18 protein-coding genes are annotated in these 16,276 nt (G+C 55.8%); all 18 read right to left on the minus strand.

Going from position 1 to position 16,276, the window contains the following annotated elements:
• Positions 1-600: 600 nt before the first annotated feature.
• The 18 genes from murI to F451_RS0122735 all read right to left on the minus strand — a co-directional run bounded on the left by murI (position 601) and on the right by F451_RS0122735 (position 16,227).
• On the minus strand, positions 601-1,458 hold the full coding sequence (gene murI / locus F451_RS0122650) for a glutamate racemase (RefSeq protein ID WP_020683709.1): 858 nt from the start codon (positions 1,456-1,458) through the stop codon (positions 601-603).
• A complete protein-coding gene (gene der / locus F451_RS0122655) occupies positions 1,455-2,885 on the minus strand; it encodes a ribosome biogenesis GTPase Der (RefSeq protein WP_026291994.1) in 1,431 nt (476 codons plus the stop codon). The genes murI and der overlap by 4 nt, the downstream gene beginning before the upstream one ends.
• Positions 2,886-2,956: 71 nt before the next feature.
• Entirely contained in the window at positions 2,957-4,105 is a 1,149-nt protein-coding gene (gene bamB, locus F451_RS0122660; RefSeq protein ID WP_020683711.1) for an outer membrane protein assembly factor BamB, read from the minus strand.
• Positions 4,106-4,756, minus strand: coding sequence for a YfgM family protein (locus F451_RS0122665; protein ID WP_020683712.1), 651 nt, complete (start codon positions 4,754-4,756; stop codon positions 4,106-4,108).
• Positions 4,757-4,789: 33 nt separating this feature from the next.
• Positions 4,790-6,067, minus strand: coding sequence for a histidine--tRNA ligase (gene hisS, locus F451_RS0122670; protein ID WP_020683713.1), 1,278 nt, complete (start codon positions 6,065-6,067; stop codon positions 4,790-4,792).
• A gap of 33 nt (positions 6,068-6,100) precedes the next feature.
• Positions 6,101-7,132 carry a RodZ domain-containing protein gene (locus F451_RS0122675; RefSeq protein WP_020683714.1) on the minus strand — a complete coding sequence of 344 codons (1,032 nt, stop codon included), beginning with the start codon at positions 7,130-7,132 and terminating at the stop codon, positions 6,101-6,103.
• On the minus strand, positions 7,129-7,905 hold the full coding sequence (gene pilW, locus F451_RS0122680; protein WP_205624060.1) for a type IV pilus biogenesis/stability protein PilW: 777 nt from the start codon (positions 7,903-7,905) through the stop codon (positions 7,129-7,131). The genes F451_RS0122675 and pilW overlap by 4 nt, the downstream gene beginning before the upstream one ends.
• Before the next feature lie 10 nt (positions 7,906-7,915).
• Positions 7,916-9,052: a dual-specificity RNA methyltransferase RlmN gene (gene rlmN, locus F451_RS0122685; RefSeq protein ID WP_020683716.1), complete on the minus strand. Its 1,137-nt coding sequence runs from the start codon at positions 9,050-9,052 to the stop codon at positions 7,916-7,918.
• A gap of 70 nt (positions 9,053-9,122) precedes the next feature.
• Complete coding sequence (ndk, locus tag F451_RS0122690; protein WP_020683717.1) at positions 9,123-9,530, minus strand: nucleoside-diphosphate kinase; 408 nt, start codon at positions 9,528-9,530, stop codon at positions 9,123-9,125.
• Positions 9,531-9,827: 297 nt separating this feature from the next.
• On the minus strand, positions 9,828-10,028 hold the full coding sequence (gene iscX, locus F451_RS0122695; RefSeq protein ID WP_020683718.1) for a Fe-S cluster assembly protein IscX: 201 nt from the start codon (positions 10,026-10,028) through the stop codon (positions 9,828-9,830).
• 13 nt (positions 10,029-10,041) lie between these two features.
• A complete protein-coding gene (fdx, locus tag F451_RS0122700; RefSeq protein ID WP_020683719.1) occupies positions 10,042-10,380 on the minus strand; it encodes an ISC system 2Fe-2S type ferredoxin in 339 nt (112 codons plus the stop codon).
• Positions 10,380-12,260, minus strand: a complete 1,881-nt coding sequence (gene hscA, locus F451_RS0122705; protein ID WP_020683720.1) for a Fe-S protein assembly chaperone HscA — start codon at positions 12,258-12,260, stop codon at positions 10,380-10,382. Before hscA ends, fdx begins: the two co-directional genes overlap by 1 nt.
• Positions 12,261-12,275: 15 nt before the next feature.
• Positions 12,276-12,809 (minus strand): Fe-S protein assembly co-chaperone HscB, encoded by a 534-nt coding sequence (hscB, locus tag F451_RS0122710; RefSeq protein ID WP_020683721.1) that lies wholly within the window; start codon positions 12,807-12,809, stop codon positions 12,276-12,278.
• A gap of 20 nt (positions 12,810-12,829) precedes the next feature.
• Positions 12,830-13,153 carry an iron-sulfur cluster assembly protein IscA gene (gene iscA, locus F451_RS0122715; RefSeq protein WP_026291997.1) on the minus strand — a complete coding sequence of 108 codons (324 nt, stop codon included), beginning with the start codon at positions 13,151-13,153 and terminating at the stop codon, positions 12,830-12,832.
• Positions 13,154-13,211: 58 nt separating this feature from the next.
• On the minus strand, positions 13,212-13,595 hold the full coding sequence (iscU, locus tag F451_RS0122720) for a Fe-S cluster assembly scaffold IscU (RefSeq protein WP_020683723.1): 384 nt from the start codon (positions 13,593-13,595) through the stop codon (positions 13,212-13,214).
• A 31-nt stretch (positions 13,596-13,626) separates the two neighbouring features.
• Positions 13,627-14,841, minus strand: a complete 1,215-nt coding sequence (locus tag F451_RS0122725) for an IscS subfamily cysteine desulfurase (protein WP_020683724.1) — start codon at positions 14,839-14,841, stop codon at positions 13,627-13,629.
• 23 nt (positions 14,842-14,864) lie between these two features.
• Complete coding sequence (gene iscR / locus F451_RS0122730; RefSeq protein ID WP_020683725.1) at positions 14,865-15,365, minus strand: Fe-S cluster assembly transcriptional regulator IscR; 501 nt, start codon at positions 15,363-15,365, stop codon at positions 14,865-14,867.
• Positions 15,366-15,489: 124 nt separating this feature from the next.
• On the minus strand, positions 15,490-16,227 hold the full coding sequence (locus tag F451_RS0122735; RefSeq protein WP_020683726.1) for an RNA methyltransferase: 738 nt from the start codon (positions 16,225-16,227) through the stop codon (positions 15,490-15,492).
• Positions 16,228-16,276: the final 49 nt, after the last annotated feature.

Consider the following 16,276-nt stretch of genomic DNA (forward strand, 5'->3'; position numbering starts at 1 on the left):
CAAGTGAGGCGCATATTCTAGCGACTCAGTGTTTTAAGTCAACCCTTTTTTTCAACTTTCGTGGCCGAAGCCGCGTGGAAAACGGGGTGACTCACAAGTCGATAACACCGGTTAACTTTGCAATAAAATCAACCACTTACTTCCGACTTGCTCGCTCTGCTTGAGGGCCGTTAAAGCCGCTCTCCCTAAGCGAGGTGCGCATTCTACATTCCCCCAGCGGAGAGTCAACAGCCCTTTTGAAAATAATGCCCGGAAAGTGAAAAAAGCAGGTTATAAAACCCGAAAAACACAATAGGCGACCAATATAGTATAAAAAGAAAACAGTAGTAGACATTTAACCTAGGCCGAGCTGATCAACAAACAACCAGCCAGGATTCTCCATATCGATATTTAACAGAAATCCCGAACCAAGTGCTGCTGGCGATTTACAGAAAGACAGGGTACATCCGCAAACATCAACAGCCTCTAAATAGCCTGAAACAATAAAGGGTGCCTAAAAGGCACCCTTTATTGTTTCGACTCTGTAAGGCTTTCTGCGCAGGTATATACCGACGCGCAGCTCAAAAAGACAGCAGCGACGCCGCTTACTTCACGCGCATTTCAAGCAACCGTGTAATGCTGCAAGTCGACCAGCTCAACCTGGGCGGCATTTACCGGTCCATCAAAAAAATAGGATGCGACGCGCACAAAACGCTCGGGACCATCCGTAACCAGGAAGGACACGTGGCCGGGCGTGCTGCTCTCACGCATCAGATCAGCATCCTGCAACTGCTGCTGGACCACCCGGGTCGTCGTTACTGCCGAATCCACCAGACTGACATCAGGCCCCACAACCTTGGCAATAGCGCCCTTTAGGGCCGGAAAGTGGGTGCACCCCAACACCAGGGTATCAATACCTGAATCACCCTCAGCCTCATCCAGCAACGGCGACAGGCAGCGCGCAACAATCTGCTCAACCAGTTCGCCATCGTGCCAGCCTTCTTCGGCCAGCGAAACAAACAGGGAACAGCCCTGCGCCCGAATTCTGACATCGGGCCGCAAGGTCATGATCGCCTTCTGATAGGCCTGGTTGTTAACGGTACTCTCGGTCGCGATGACCCCGACCTGACCATTACGGGTTTCGGCACAACAGGCCTCTGCACCCGGCTCAACCACTCCAACCACAGGCACGCCCGGAAACCGCAGCCGAAGCGGCTCAACCGCAACCGCCGAGACGGTATTACAGGCAATCACAAGCAGCTTGACCTTGCGCTCTACCAGCAACCGGGCCGCCTGCTCCGCATAACGCGTCACAGAAAGCGCGCTCTTGGTACCATAAGGTACCCGCGCTGTATCACCCAGATAAATCAGGTTTTCGCACGGCAGCTGACGGCGTAGTTCATTCAGTACCGTCAGACCGCCGACGCCGGAGTCAAACACGCCGATGGGCAGACGCCGGCGCTCTTCCTGTTCACTCATTTTTTCTTGCGTGCCTTGCGCTTGCTTTCTTTTTTCAGATCCTTCACATGCAATTTGAAGCGCTGTTTCTTGGCCAGCTGCCTGGCCGTCAACTCATTCTTGCGACCTTCAAACGGGTTGTCTCCCATACGGAATTCAAACCGGACTGGCGTTCCCTTAATGCCCAAGACCTGACGGAACTTGTTCTGCAGGTAACGCTTGTATGATGCCGGCAGGTTGTCGAGCTGGTTACCATGGACAACAATGATCGGCGGGTTCGACCCACCCTGGTGGGCATAGCGCATCTTGATGCGCCGGCCGTTCACCATAGGCGGCTGATGCTCAGCCACGACATCCTCAAGCAAGCGCGTGAGACGGTTGGTCGGCCACTTGGCCATCGCACTGGCGTAGGCTTCATCAACCGAGCGGTACATTTCACCCACGCCGCTGCCATGCAGTGCCGAAATAAAGTGAAAGCGGGCAAAGTCTACAAACTCAAGACGACGCTGGATCTGCTCCTTGACCTTGAGCTTTTGTTCTTCGGTCATGCCGTCCCACTTGTTGAGCGCAACAACCAGCGAACGACCAGCATCCAGCACGAAGCCCAGCATGTGCAGATCCTGGTCTGTCACGCCCTGGCGCGCATCAATCACACAGACCACCACATTGGCATCTTCAATCGCCTGCAGCGTCTTGATGATGGAAAACTTCTCCACTGCTTCAGTGATGTTCTTGCGCCGACGCACACCCGCCGTATCAATCAGGGTGTACGTTTCACCATCGCGCTCGTAGGGAATATAAATACTGTCACGGGTGGTACCGGCTTCGTCATATACAACAACCCGGTCTTCACCCAGCATACGATTGACCAGGGTCGACTTGCCGACGTTCGGTCGCCCAACAACAGCAATCTTGGTACTGTGCTTGAACTCTTCCGGCAGCTCATCAATTTCCTGGGCCGGCAGCTCGCCGAGCACCTCTTCGATCAGCAGCGTCACGCCACGGTTCTGCGATGCCGCGATCGGCAGCGGCTGGCCAAGACCCAGACCAAAGAAATCCGAGATAGCGACATCCGGATCAAGGCCATCGGTCTTGTTGACCACCAAATAGCAGCTCTTCTCGGAACGTCGAAGATGATCGGCAATCATCTCATCGGCCGGATTTAACCCGGCACGACCATCCACAAGAAAAAGTACGATATCCGCCTCTTCGATGGCCAGCAGGGACTGCTTGGCCATCAGGGAGTCGATGCCTTCTTCGTCACCACTGATACCACCGGTATCGACAACGATGAAGTCAGTTTCACCGACACGACCTTCACCGTACTTTCGATCACGGGTCAAGCCCGACAGATCGGCCACCAATGCGTCCCGTGAGCGTGTCAGTCGATTGAAAAGTGTTGATTTGCCGACATTGGGTCGGCCCACGAGCGCTATAACCGGTACCATTTTCTATTTACCACAACGAAAACGGCGGCTACTCGCAAACGCAAATAGCCGCCTGTGAAAATCACTCATGCTCAGTTGAGGCGCAATGCGAGCAAACGACCGTCATTACCCAACACATAGAGCACATCATTAATCGCGAGCATGTCACCCACCACGCCCTCAGAGTCAGCGCGGTAACGGGCGACAAAGTGGCCATCTACCTGCGACATGAAATGCAGGTATCCTTCAATGTCACCGACGACCAGATTATTACCCAGCACAGCGGGTGCAGAAACCCTGCGGTTTTCCAGCGCCGGCTGAGACCAGACACTGGCACTGCTGCGCGCATCATAGGCCTGCACATGATCATTGGCTTCGACTACGTAGACATTGCCAAAGCCCGCAGCCGGCGTGCGGTAGCTCGAACTGTCTCGAGCCCACTGGATCTGCGCATCGTACGGGTTGATCGCAACCAGGCGCCCCTGATAGCTGGACACATAAAGCATCTGATTGGCCAGCAACGGGCGGCCATCGATATCCACCATGCGCTCCAACTCCGAACGCCCACGGGGCTCGGCAACACGCTGTTCCCACAGCATGGTGCCATTGGTGTTCGTCAATGCTGTCAGCTTACCGCTGGCAAAGCCGGCAAAGGTCACGTCTGCCGCCACGATGGGCGCAGAGGTGCCACGCAGACTGAGGCTCGGCACCTGGCTGTCATAGGTCCAGCGGTGCTCGCCCGAATTGATCTCCAGCGCAGTCACCTTGCCATTGACCAGCTGCACGACGACCAGCTCGCGATTGAGCTGCGCCGGAGCGACGGCCTCGGATGACACCTGACGACGCCACAACTCCTGCCCGTTGCTGCTGTCCAGAGCGATGACCATGCCAGATTCGGTGACGACGACCGCCGTCGAAGGTCCCACTCCGATACCGGAACCCAGCACCATTTCCAGCCCAACTTCCCAGGCCTTCTTGCCCGTAGCGAGATCAAAAGCTGCTACCGTGCCCTCTGCATCATTCGCATAGATGCGCACGCCGTCCGAAGCCGGTGCAAACTGGTGGTACTTTTCACCAAGTCCAGAACCTACGCGAGCGCTCCAGACAACATCCACCGAACGCTCGGATTCGAAATCAACCAGCTCATTTGGCTCGACTTCATCGTTCGAACTCCAGAGACTGCAGCCGCTCACGGAAGCGACCAGCACACCTGCAGCCAGAACACGGAACAGCTTGTTCATTTAACCTTCCTCAGCCGTGAGATTTTCGAGCTTCATGGTCAGCAATGGACGCACTCCGGCAGTCTCCGCCGCCTGAGCCGCCAGACGATACGCATCCCGCGCCTCTGTCGTTTTTCCATCAGACAACAACAGATCACCACGCAATTCCTGATAGCTGGCTTCAAAGCTGCCCGGCTCAAGCGTATCCAGTAATGCCAGCGCCTCGGAGCCCTGCCCCTGCTCACCCATGATCCTGGCCTTGCGCAGGGTGGCAACGATACGCTGCTCATCAGCAGGCTCGTGACTCAAAACCCACTCCAGCTGTGCCAGCGCCTCGTCCAGCTGCCCCTGCTCTACCGCCACACGGGCCATCAGCAAGGCAGCAAGCGAAGCATACGCACTGTCCTCATGATCGCTCTTGAGAGTGCTCGCCAGATGCTCAGCTGTGGCGACCTGGGCGTCGGCGGACTCCCCCCTAAGGCTCAGACTCACGGCTTGCACCAGGTTCTGGTACAGCGCAGAGGCATTAGCCGCTTCTGCCGCCTGGCGGTCCTGCCAGGTTCGCCAGCCAAAAACCAGCGCCAGCGCTACCGCCAGGGTCAACAGCAGGGTCTTGCCGTTTTCCTGCCACCAACGCTTCAGTGCGTCTACCTGTTCCTCTTCTGTGCGCATCTCAGCCACGTACGACTCCCTATACCCTGTCGATCAAACGTTGATAATAGTTTTCAGCTCAGCCGCGAGCTGCGACCAGGCGACCTGAACCTGTTCCGCATCGCTGCGTAGCGGCTTGAGTGTCGCCACCCCGCGTGCCACTTCCTCTTCACCCAGAATCAAAGCAACGCAGGCGCCGCTGCGATCGGCTTTCTTCATCTGGCTCTTGAAGCTGCCGCCGCCACAATGCAGCTGAATTCTGAGATTGGTGTCATTGCGCAGGCCTTCTGCCAACAGCAATGCCTGATCCGCCGCGTCGGCGCCCATGGAGGCGATGTAAACATCAACCGTCTGACGGGCAGCGGCAGGCACGACATCCAGGGTTTCAAGCAGCAACACCAGGCGCTCGATACCCATCGCAAAACCCACCGCCGGCGTTGCCTTGCCACCGAGCTGCTCAACCAGGCCGTCGTAACGACCACCTGCGCATACCGTGCCCTGGGCGCCGAGCTTGTCCGTCACCCATTCGAACACCGTCTTGCAGTAATAATCCAGACCGCGCACTAGCCGCGGGTTGACCTCATAGGCAACACCCGCGCGATCAAGCAGCACCTTCAGAGCTTCAAAGTGCTCAAGAGACTCGGCATCCAGGTAATCATGAAAATCCGGCGCATCGTTCAACAGCGCCTGGGTCGCCGCATCCTTGCTATCAAGGATGCGCATCGGGTTGGTCTCGAGCCGACGAAGACTGTCTTCATCCAGCTGATCCTTACAGCCCTGCAGATACTGCACCAGATCCTGTTTGTAGCGAGTACGGGCATCGGAACTGCCAATACTATTCAGCTGCAGCGTAACCGCGTCCAGCAAACCGAGCTGACGCCAGAGCCTGGCTGTAAGCAAAATCAGCTCGGCATCAATATCCGGCCCCTGCATCCCGAAGGTTTCAACCCCAATCTGGTGAAACTGGCGGTAACGCCCTTTTTGGGGACGCTCATGGCGAAACATCGGACCCTTGTACCATAAACGCTGTACCTGATTGTACAGCAGGCCATTTTCTTCGCCTGCGCGCACACAGCCGGCGGTTCCTTCGGGGCGCAGCGTCAGGCTGTCGCCATTGCGGTCCTCGAAGGTGTACATCTCTTTTTCTACAATATCGGTGACTTCACCAATAGAGCGCTTGAACAGGTCGGTCTGTTCGACAATTGGCATGCGTATTTCAGCGTAACCATAAGCCCCCAGGACGGTCTGCACGGTGTGTTCCAGGTACTGCCACACCGGCGTTGCTTCCGGCAGGATGTCATTCATACCACGAATGGCTTTGATCTTGGCCAAAATAAAACCCTATTAAATCTGAACGGCGACGTATTAATTAAGAGGAAGCGTTAAGCGCGCAACATTCTTATTGCTGAATGGCGCGAGGTCAACTGCAGCACCATCGAAACTGATTTTGCTGACAGCACTGGCACGACCCAGCAGCACATTCAACGGGCCAGTCTGTTCGATATGCAGCTCATCGCCGGCTTTGCGCAGGTTGTTAAACAGTGTTTTGCCTGTCGCTCCCTTGATCGTCACCCAGCAGTCATCCTGAAAGTGCACCACTAAACCCGTGGCAACCAGCACCTCTGCGTCAGTAGCACCCGCCTCAACCGGACTTTCTGCGCCCTGCTCAGGCACTGATACCGTTGCGACGACGACAGGATCGGTCACTGTCCCACCGACAACGGTCTGCTCTGTCTCTGCTACAAACGCCGACACCGCGCCCTCGCCCTGGATTGCACCCGCCGACGCAGGCTCTTCCGGCAATGCAACCACATCTGACTCAGCGTCGGCAGAAATCTGCCCCGAAATAACACCACCGTCCAGCACCTGCTCTGCTATGGCAAACTCCGCCTCAGGTTCGCCGGCAGACAGCACCAGCGTTTCACCATCCGCCGTATCCACCGCTACCGTACCTTCCGGCAAGCTGGTCAGAGCCACTTCGTGGCCATACTGGGTTTTCCACCACCAGAAGGTGGTCGCAACGACGACTACCACCAACAGCAGCATCGAAAGGCGGACCCCCGGGCCCGATGAACCCGACGGCTGCACCCGGCTGATCGAACGAATCGAAGCGCAAGTCTGTTCCCCGCCATAGTTCCTGTCGAATTCGCACACCAGGTCATCGCCACTGAGCCCCAGCAAGCGGGCATAGGAGCGAAGATAGCCACGGGCAAACACAGTACTGGGCAGCTTGCTGTAGTCACCCTCTTCAAGCGCCTTGACCTGGGCAATAGGCAATCGCAGAGATGCCGCCACCTGTTCCAGTGATAGCCCCTGACGCTCGCGCATCTGAACAAGCCCGAGCTGTGGCGCCTGCGCCACACTCGATTCAGACTCAGCCTGGGACACCTGGTTCACTGCAGCGACTCCTTATAATTGGCAAATTCCGCAGATTGCGGGAAAAGATTCTTCAACAACAGGGCAAAGGTGGCGCCGCGCGTACTGCTGCCGCCCTGGCGCGCCAGCTGGATCCCAAGCCAAAGACTCTGGGCGCTATGCTCAACCTGGCGCGAATCAATCAGCTGCGAGAACATGTCAAAATACTGCCTCGCCTCCTGCAAGCGCCCGGCTTCCAGGTGTATTGCGGTCAGTTCGAGCAACGCGACCGGGCGATTGGGCGACAACCTGAGCGTCCGCTCAAAAGCATGCTGCGCCGCATCAGGACGCTGAATCATGCGAAAGCACCGACCCAGGTTTTCAAACGACTGAGCACGCTGAATATAAAAAGGATCTTCCGTTGCGCGCTCAAGCTCGGTACAGGCTTCGCTGTAACGGCCCTGCGCATAGAGGAAGGCACCGAAATTATTGTGAAAAGACGCCGTTTCCGGCTCCAGACTCACAGCCCGGCGAAAGTTCTGCTCGGCCAGCTTGTATTCCTGTTCAATCTGAAACGTCAAGCCAAGGGCATTATAAGTGCCGGCATACTCGTCATCGATCTCCACCGCTCGTTGCAGCGCGTCCTTGGCACTGGCCAGATCGCCGACGCGAAGATACTGAAGCCCTAGCTGGGTGTAAGCTTCAAGCGCCTTCTCCGGCGAGACCTCGGCGGAATTCTGACGCCCAGGCGAGCTTGTACAGCCCACCACCAACAACATGACCATTGTCCATAGTGCTGTGCGAATCCCGCTCAAGCTATACCTCCTAGGCCCTGCGATCCGTGGATAAACCCGGCTCCTCTTGTACCACGGGAATGATTTTTTGGCTACGGCGGGTACGATCCTGCACCTGACCGACCAACTGCCCGCAGGCAGCATCAATTTCATCGCCACGGGTCCGTCGTACGGTGGTAATAATATTCGATGTAACCATAATCTGCTTGAATGCCTGGATCGCAGACTCCGTCGGACGTTCGTAACCGGAATTCGGGAAGGGGTTGAACGGGATCAGGTTGAGTTTGCAGGGGACACGACGCAACACCTTCACCAGCTCGCGAGCATGGTGGGGCTGATCATTCACGCCCGCCATCATGGTGTATTCGATGGTAATCACACGGCGATCATTAAGGCCTTCAAGATAGCGATTGCAGGCATCGATCAGCTCGTTGATTGGATAGCGGCGGTTGATGGGCACCAGCACATCACGCAGTTCGTTATTGGGTGCATGCAACGAAATCGCCAGGGATACATCACTGACTTCCCGCAACTTGTCAATCGCTGGCACGACACCGGCCGTGCTCAGGGTGACACGTCGTTTGGACAAGCCATAGGCATTGTCATCCATCATCAGCTGCGTGGCATCAACGACGTTATCAAAATTCATCAGGGGCTCGCCCATGCCCATCAGCACGACGTTGGTCACCTGGCGTTCGCCATTGGGATCCATCGGGCCGAACGACTTGATGGCAATATATACCTGGCCGATCACTTCAGCCGCCGTCAAATTGCGGTTAAAGCCCTGCTTGCCTGTCGAGCAGAAACTGCAGTTAAGCGAGCAGCCGACCTGGGACGAGATACACAGAGTACGACGGGGGCCTTCAGGAATCAGCACGGTTTCCACGCAGGAACCGCCATCGACCCGAATCACCCATTTGCGCGTACCATCTTTGGATATGTCCTGAGAGACCACTTCGGGCGGCCTAATTTCCGCGACAGCATTCAGCTTCTCGCGCAGCGCCTTGCTGATGTTTGTCATTTCATCAAAGTTTTCGGCACCCAGCTGATGAATCCATTTCAACACCTGGGTAGCACGGAAGCGCTTTTCCCCAAGCTCAGCAAAAAACGCCTCAAGCCTGGCAGGAGACAATCCCAGAAGATTGGTTTTGGTAATGGATTCAGTCATCAAAGTCACTCAGTATTAAATCGTTGTGCAGGGGTCCGGCACAGCAGGGCACCCTGCACAGGTTTACAGCTTACTTGCCGAAGAAGTAAGCGATCTCGCGTGCAGCGGAGGTAGCGGAATCCGAACCGTGAACAGCGTTAGCATCGATGGATTCAGCAAAATCACGACGGATAGTACCTTCAGCGGCATCCTTCGGGTTGGTAGCACCCATCAGCTCGCGGTTAACCAGGATAGCGTTTTCACCTTCCAGTGCCTGAACAACAACAGGACCGGAAGTCATGAAAGCAACCAGATCGCCAAAGAAAGGACGCTCTTTGTGCTCAGCGTAGAAGCCTTCAGCTTCTTCTTTAGACAGGCTTTTCATCTGCATTTCAACAACTTTCAGACCTGCTTCTTCGAAGCGAGCAACGATCTGACCGATGGCATTTTTAGCAACGGCATCAGGCTTGATGATGGACAGAGTACGTTCGACAGCCATGGAAATTCCCCAAGTGTAGATAGATCAAAATTTAAACGCGGCATTATACGCCAAGCCCAGGATATAAAACAGCTGCGCCTGCAGCGAAAGCCAAGTTCCTGTGCCGGCACAGCACCAGCTTAAGCACTCAAGATGACAACCGCATAGATACACTCGAGCACGGCGGATTGAGGGTCCGAGCTGATGACCTGAGATAGACTCGCAGCCTTACGGCTGCGCTGTTAGCGCAGCGCCCACATTCTTGCGGGTGAAGACCACCGCGCCGGACACAAAAAACCCGGCCTGCGCCGGGTTTGTTCAATCTTGCTCTTCGATCCAGGCCATCTGTATGGCTTCCAGAATTTTCTCGCCGCAGTGATTGGGGTCGTCGTCAAACTCTTCGAGCTCCATGACCCAGCGATACAAATCCGGAAAACTGACCGTGATGGGGTTCACATCGGGGAACCGCTCACACAGCTCAATCGCGATATCGTTAACATCTACCCACTTTATTCCCACGCTAGCCCCCTGCTCAGTGGCGTTCAGAAACCTGGTTTATGGTGTACTTGGGAATCTCAACCACGAGGTCCTCATCCCCCACCTGTGCCTGGCAGCTCAAACGCGACTCAGGCTCCAGACCCCAAGCCTTGTCCAGCATGTCTTCTTCGAGCTCGTCAGCATCGTCCAGCGAATAGAAACCTTCACGAACGATGACATGACAGGTTGTACATGCACAGGACTTTTCACAGGCATGTTCGATTTCAACGCCATTAGCCAAGGCCGCGTCACAGACGGTCACACCCGGCTCCACCTGGATAACCTTGCCCTCCGGACAAAGATCTGCGTGGGGCAGGAATATTATCTGCGGCATTAACGACCCTCCTCGATTTCATCAATATTGTGCCCCTGAAGAGCACGCTGAATACTGGCATCCATCCGGCGCGACGCGAACTCGTCGCTGGCGGCTGCCAACGCTTTTACGCCACTTTCGATGGCGCGATAATCAGACCCTGCGCGCAATTCGCGCAACTGCACCATCGCGGTAACCAGAACCTCACGCTCAGCCGGCGTCAACAGCTGCGCACCGTCTTCGGCCAGCGCCTGTTCCAGCGAGTGCAGCAAGCGGTCTGCGTCCACCTGCTGTTCGCGCAGGTTACGCAGCACCAGGTCATCCTGCGCAAAACTGTAGGACTCTTTCAGCATGCGCTCGACTTCGGTATCGCTAAGCCCATAGGAAGGCTTAACCTGGATACGGCTCTCAATGCCTGTGGATAACTCCTTGGCCTCTACATTCAACAGACCGTCAGCATCCACCTGGAAGGTCACTCGAATCTTGGCCGCACCCGCCGCCATCGGCGGAATACCCCGCAGCTCAAACCGAGCCAGCGACCGGCAAGCGTCAACCAGCTCGCGCTCCCCCTGCACCACGTGAATCGCCATGGCTGTCTGACCATCCTGATAGGTGGTGAACTCCTGCGCCTTGGCGACCGGTATCGCGGTATTACGAGGCACCAGCTTTTCAACCAGCCCCCCCATGGTTTCAAGCCCCAGAGAAAGCGGTATAACATCGAGCAGCAGCATATCGCTGTCCGGCTTGTTACCCACGAGCACATCCGCCTGCAACGCAGCACCGAGCGCTACCACACGATCCGGATCGATATCTATCCTGAGCGCCTTGCCAAAGAACTGCTGCACGGCTTCACGCACCTGAGGCACACGCGTCGAACCGCCCACCATGACAACATCCTGCACCTCATCAACCGTGACACCAGCATCCTTCAGCGCCCGACGACAGGCACGGATGGTGCGCGCCACGAGATCCCCGATCAACTCACCAAACTGGTCGCGATCGATACGTATAAGCTTTTCAGCACCGGCGACCGCGAGGTGCGCCTCAACAACCGGCTCGGTCGTAAGACGCTCTTTGATCCCACGGGCCTGCTCAGTAAGGTAACGCGCATCCGCCGACCCCAGACCCGCAGCAACATCCAGCTGATCAACCAGCCAGTGTGCCAGCGCCAAATCCAGATCATCGCCACCGAGCGCACTGTCACCGCCGGTTGCCATAACTTCAAAAACGCCTTTGCTTAGACGCAGAATGGAGATATCGAAAGTACCGCCACCCAGGTCATAAACAGCGATGACACCCTCGGCAGCCTCATCAAGGCCATAGGCCACCGCCGCCGCAGTCGGCTCACTCAGCAATCGCAGGACTTTCAGACCCGCCAGCGTTGCTGCATCCTTGGTCGCCTGACGCTGCGCATCATCAAAATACGCGGGCACTGTAATCACAGCACCGGACAGCTCACCCCCCAGGGAGTCTTCTGCACGCCGATGCAGATCGCGCAGGATGTCTGCCGATATCTCAACCGGGCTTTTTTCGCCGGCTGCCGTAGACAGATAGGGCATCCCCTCTTCCAGGCGTTCAAACCGGTAGGGTAACTCTTCACCCAGCTTTTTAATGTCGGCAACACCACGCCCCATCAAACGTTTGACGGACTGGATTGTATTGAAAGGATCGGCCACTGCCTGGGCGTGGGCCTCATGGCCCACTTCGGGCCGGCCTTCGGCCAGATAACGCACGACGGATGGCAACGTATGTCGGCCCTGCTCATCCGGCAGGGTAACCGCGACCCCGCTGCGAATCGTCGCAACCAGTGAATTTGTAGTACCCAGATCTATACCCACCGCAAGTTTGCGCTTGTGGGGATCCGGGCTCTGTCCGGGTTCAGCTATTTGCAACAAGGCCATTTGTTCAACTCAGAATCAGTACAACTCGTCTTCGAGACGCTCTATTTCGCGCCTCAACTTATCCAGGAACTGCATCTTCCTGACCGCCACCGCAGCGGCATTGACCGAGGTTTCTTCAGGGGCAAGGATCTCGTTGCAAAACTCAGCCTGCAACGGCGCCATCATCTTATCGACATCCTCAGCCAACGCTGCCAGTTCTGCCTCGGGGTCAGCATGCTGCGGCGCCTCTTCAACTCGCTCGCGCAACTCCATCTGCTGCATGAGAAACAGAGGATCCATCACCGTACTGCTCTCATTGTGCGTGTCGATACCTCGCAACTTGAGCAGATACTGGGCACGTAACAGAGACGATCGCAGCGTGGCATACCCCTCATTGAGGTAAGCCGTGTACTGCGCAGACAGACGACGCTCCTGGTCGGAAAGGTGCGCATAACGGTCGGGATGAAGTTTCTTTTGCAACTCGAGGTGGCGCCGCGACAATTGCCCAAGATCGATGTCGAAGGCCTCGGGCAAGCCGTAAAACTCAAAGAAGTTTTGCTTGATATCCATGCGACTCCGGACGAACTGGATCAGACGTTAAAGCTTTCGCCACAACCGCACTCGTTACGTACGTTCGGATTATTGAACTGAAAACCTTCGTTCAACCCTTCACGCACATAATCCAGCTCTGTACCGTCCAGGTAAATCAGACTTTTGGGATCGACCACAACCTTGACGCCGCTCGCCTCGAACACTTTGTCCTGCGCCTCAACATCATCGACAAATTCAAGCACGTACGCCATGCCCGAACACCCCGTCGTGCGCACGGCAAGCCGAATGCCTTCACCGTGCCCGCGTTTTTCAAGATAGCCGACCACATGCTTGACGGCGGCCGGTGTCATGGTAATAGCCATAGGTCAATATTTCCCCGCGCCGCACGTATTGCGACGCCACAGCTGGATAGATTAAGCCTTACTTGCCCTGCTTTTGCTTGTAATCAGCAACAGCAGCCTTGATAGCATCTTCAGCCAGCACAGAGCAGTGAATTTTCACCGGCGGCAGAGCCAGCTCATCAGCAATCTGAGTGTTTTTCAGCTCAGCGGCCTGATCCAGCGTCATACCCTTGACCCATTCAGTAACCAGCGAGCTGGATGCAATTGCAGATCCGCAGCCATACGTCTTGAACTTGGCATCTTCGATAACGCCGGTATCGCTGACCTTGATCTGCAGACGCATGACATCGCCACACGCCGGAGCGCCAACCATGCCCGTACCTACACTGTGATCCGCCGCATCCATCTTGCCGACGTTACGTGGATTCTCGTAGTGATCTATAACTTTTTCGCTGTAAGCCATGACTATATCCTCTAATTCGTCCGCTGATGCCTTAGTGGTGAACCCACTCGACCTTGCTCAAATCAACGCCGTCCTGAAACATGTCCCACAACGGAGACAGCTCCCGCAACTTGCCCACCGCACCCCGAATGTCCTTGATCACATGATCGATATCGTCTTCGGTGGTAAAACGCCCGATGGAGAAGCGGATTGAGCTGTGTGCCATTTCGTCATTCAGACCCAAAGCACGCAGTACATAAGATGGCTCCAGGCTTGCAGAAGTGCAGGCAGAGCCGGAGGACACAGCCAGATCCTTCAGCGACATCAACAGAGACTCTCCTTCAACGAAGGCGAAACTGATGTTGAGGTTGCCAGGAACACGCTGAGTCAGAGATCCGTTTACATAAACCTCTTCCATATCCTTGACGCCTGCCAGCAAACGGTCACGCAAGGCAATCAGACGCTCGTTATCAGCCGCCATTTCTTGCTTGGCGATACTAAAAGCCTCACCCATGCCAACGATCTGGTGTGTCGCCAGGGTGCCGGAACGCATACCGCGCTCATGGCCACCGCCATGCATCTGGGCTTCAATACGTACACGCGGCTTGCGGCTAACATAAAGCGCGCCGATACCCTTGGGGCCATAAATCTTGTGCGCCGAGAAAGACATCAGATCGACCTTCAACGCACTCATGTCAATCTCAACCTTGCCTGCGCTCTGGGCCGCATCGACATGGAAGATAATGCCTTTGGGACGCGTAATTTCGCCAATTGCAGCAATATCGGTCAGGGTGCCAACTTCATTGTTCACGTGCATCAAAGACACCAGAATCGTGTCTTCGCGAATCGCGTCCGCCACGACAGAGGGCTCGATGATGCCTTCCTTGTTGGGATCAAGATAAGTGACCTCGAAACCTTCACGTTCCAGCTGACGGGCCGTATCCAGCACAGCCTTGTGCTCAATGCGCGAGGTGATGATGTGCTTGCCTTTCTTCTGGTAAAAATGCGCGGCGCCCTTGATGGCGAGGTTGTCGGACTCAGTCGCACCAGACGTCCATACAATCTCGCGCGGATCAGCGTTGATCAGATCAGCCACCTGTCGACGCGCGTTTTCAACCGCTTCTTCGGCTTTCCAGCCAAACAGATGAGAGCGTGATGCCGGGTTACCGAAGTTACCCTCCATCGTCAGACACTCAATCATCTTCTCCGCAACCCGAGGATCTACCGGGGTAGTAGCGGAATAATCCAGATAAATCGGCAACTTCATTCTCTATCTCCGGTACAAATCGATTACACCGCCGCCTTGTTATCGGCAGACGTTTTTTCACCCGTGCTCATAATCAGCTGTTCCACATAGCGACGATCCTGCCGCTTGGCAACCTGCTGTACATCCTTGCGCTGGACCAGGTCCAACAAACTGATGCCGCTCAGAAACGCATGAATCTGGTTACTCAGGTCGCACCACAGATGATGAGTCAGGCATGTTTGGCCTGACTGACAGTCACCACTGCCATGACAACCCGTGGCATCGACGGATTCATTTACCGCATCGATCACTTCGGCCACGTTAATATTCACCTGATCGCGGCTCAGCTGATAACCACCGCCCGGCCCGCGTACACTGCGAACCAGCTCACTGCGCCGGAGCTTGGCAAAAAGCTGCTCCAGGTATGACAGCGATATACCCTGACGCTCGGAAATGTCAGCCAGACTGATCGGCCCCTTTCCTGCATGCAACGCCAAATCCAGCATCGCTGTAACTGCATAACGGCCTTTGGTGGTCAATCGCATAAACGTCCTCTCGGCACCTGGCAATTCGTGCAAGCATTATGCAATAGCCTACAAAAACGATCAACTATTTAACCTACTAAATTAGTCGACTACTCAGCTGGTACAGTAACAAACCGGCTGAAATTCAGCCCTTGCCGACCTTCTTGTTCACCGCCGTCAGAATGCCCCGCAATACATTGACCTCAACCTTGTCCGGCACGGCGCGCAACAAAAGCCTGCGCAGACGGGGCATCAGCTGACGGGGATTGTCCGGATTCAGGAACTCGATATCAACCAGTGTGCGCTCCAAATGCTCAAACATCCGCTCAATCTCGCCACTATCGGCCAGATCAATATCCCAGGGCGTCCCCCAGCGCGGCTTCTCGACTGCACCGCCAGACAACGCCATCATACGCAACTCATAAGCAATAACCTGCACTGCAGCGGCCAGATTAAGCGAACTAAAGCCTTCTACCGAGGGAATATGGACATGATGGTGACAGCAATGCAGCTCCTCGTTGGTCAGCCCGCGATCTTCGCGCCCAAAAACAATAGCGACACGAAGCTGCGGCTGCACTTCGGATACAATTGCGGCCATTTCTCGCGGATCAATCACTGGCCAGGGAATATGGCGACCACGGGCACTGGCGCCAATCACCAGATGACAGTCAGCCACAGCATCGGTGAGTTCAGCCACGATTCCGGCGTTATCCAGCAGATCTGTTGCGCCGGATGCGCGCACCACCGCCGCCTCGCTGGGATAATCATTGGGAGCAACCAGACAGAGGTCAGACAACCCCATATTCTTCATTGCCCTGGCTACGCCGCCAACGTTACCTGGATGAGAGGTATTGACCAGCACAATGCGGATATTCTCGAGCATTTTTCGCGCCTGTAGGTTCAAGGGGGCGATATTTTAACAGAACAGGCGG

The sequence above is a fragment of the Marinobacterium rhizophilum DSM 18822 genome, assembly GCF_000378045.1.
GTDB classification, from domain to species: Bacteria; Pseudomonadota; Gammaproteobacteria; order Pseudomonadales; family Balneatricaceae; genus Marinobacterium_A; species Marinobacterium_A rhizophilum.

Coding starts and splice junctions, on each gene's coding strand:
- murI (WP_020683709.1), bottom strand. CDS start 1,458: ATGAGTGAACAGGAAGAGCGCCGGCGTCTGCCCATCGGCGTGTTTGAC.
- der (WP_026291994.1), bottom strand. CDS start 2,885: ATGGTACCGGTTATAGCGCTCGTGGGCCGACCCAATGTCGGCAAATCA.
- bamB (WP_020683711.1), bottom strand. CDS start 4,105: ATGAACAAGCTGTTCCGTGTTCTGGCTGCAGGTGTGCTGGTCGCTTCC.
- F451_RS0122665 (WP_020683712.1), bottom strand. CDS start 4,756: ATGCGCACAGAAGAGGAACAGGTAGACGCACTGAAGCGTTGGTGGCAG.
- rlmN (WP_020683716.1), bottom strand. CDS start 9,052: ATGACTGAATCCATTACCAAAACCAATCTTCTGGGATTGTCTCCTGCC.
- ndk (WP_020683717.1), bottom strand. CDS start 9,530: ATGGCTGTCGAACGTACTCTGTCCATCATCAAGCCTGATGCCGTTGCT.
- fdx (WP_020683719.1), bottom strand. CDS start 10,380: ATGCCGCAGATAATATTCCTGCCCCACGCAGATCTTTGTCCGGAGGGC.
- hscA (WP_020683720.1), bottom strand. CDS start 12,260: ATGGCCTTGTTGCAAATAGCTGAACCCGGACAGAGCCCGGATCCCCAC.
- hscB (WP_020683721.1), bottom strand. CDS start 12,809: ATGGATATCAAGCAAAACTTCTTTGAGTTTTACGGCTTGCCCGAGGCC.
- iscA (WP_026291997.1), bottom strand. CDS start 13,153: ATGGCTATTACCATGACACCGGCCGCCGTCAAGCATGTGGTCGGCTAT.
- iscU (WP_020683723.1), bottom strand. CDS start 13,595: ATGGCTTACAGCGAAAAAGTTATAGATCACTACGAGAATCCACGTAAC.
- F451_RS0122725 (WP_020683724.1), bottom strand. CDS start 14,841: ATGAAGTTGCCGATTTATCTGGATTATTCCGCTACTACCCCGGTAGAT.
- iscR (WP_020683725.1), bottom strand. CDS start 15,365: ATGCGATTGACCACCAAAGGCCGTTATGCAGTTACAGCGATGCTGGAT.
- F451_RS0122735 (WP_020683726.1), bottom strand. CDS start 16,227: ATGCTCGAGAATATCCGCATTGTGCTGGTCAATACCTCTCATCCAGGT.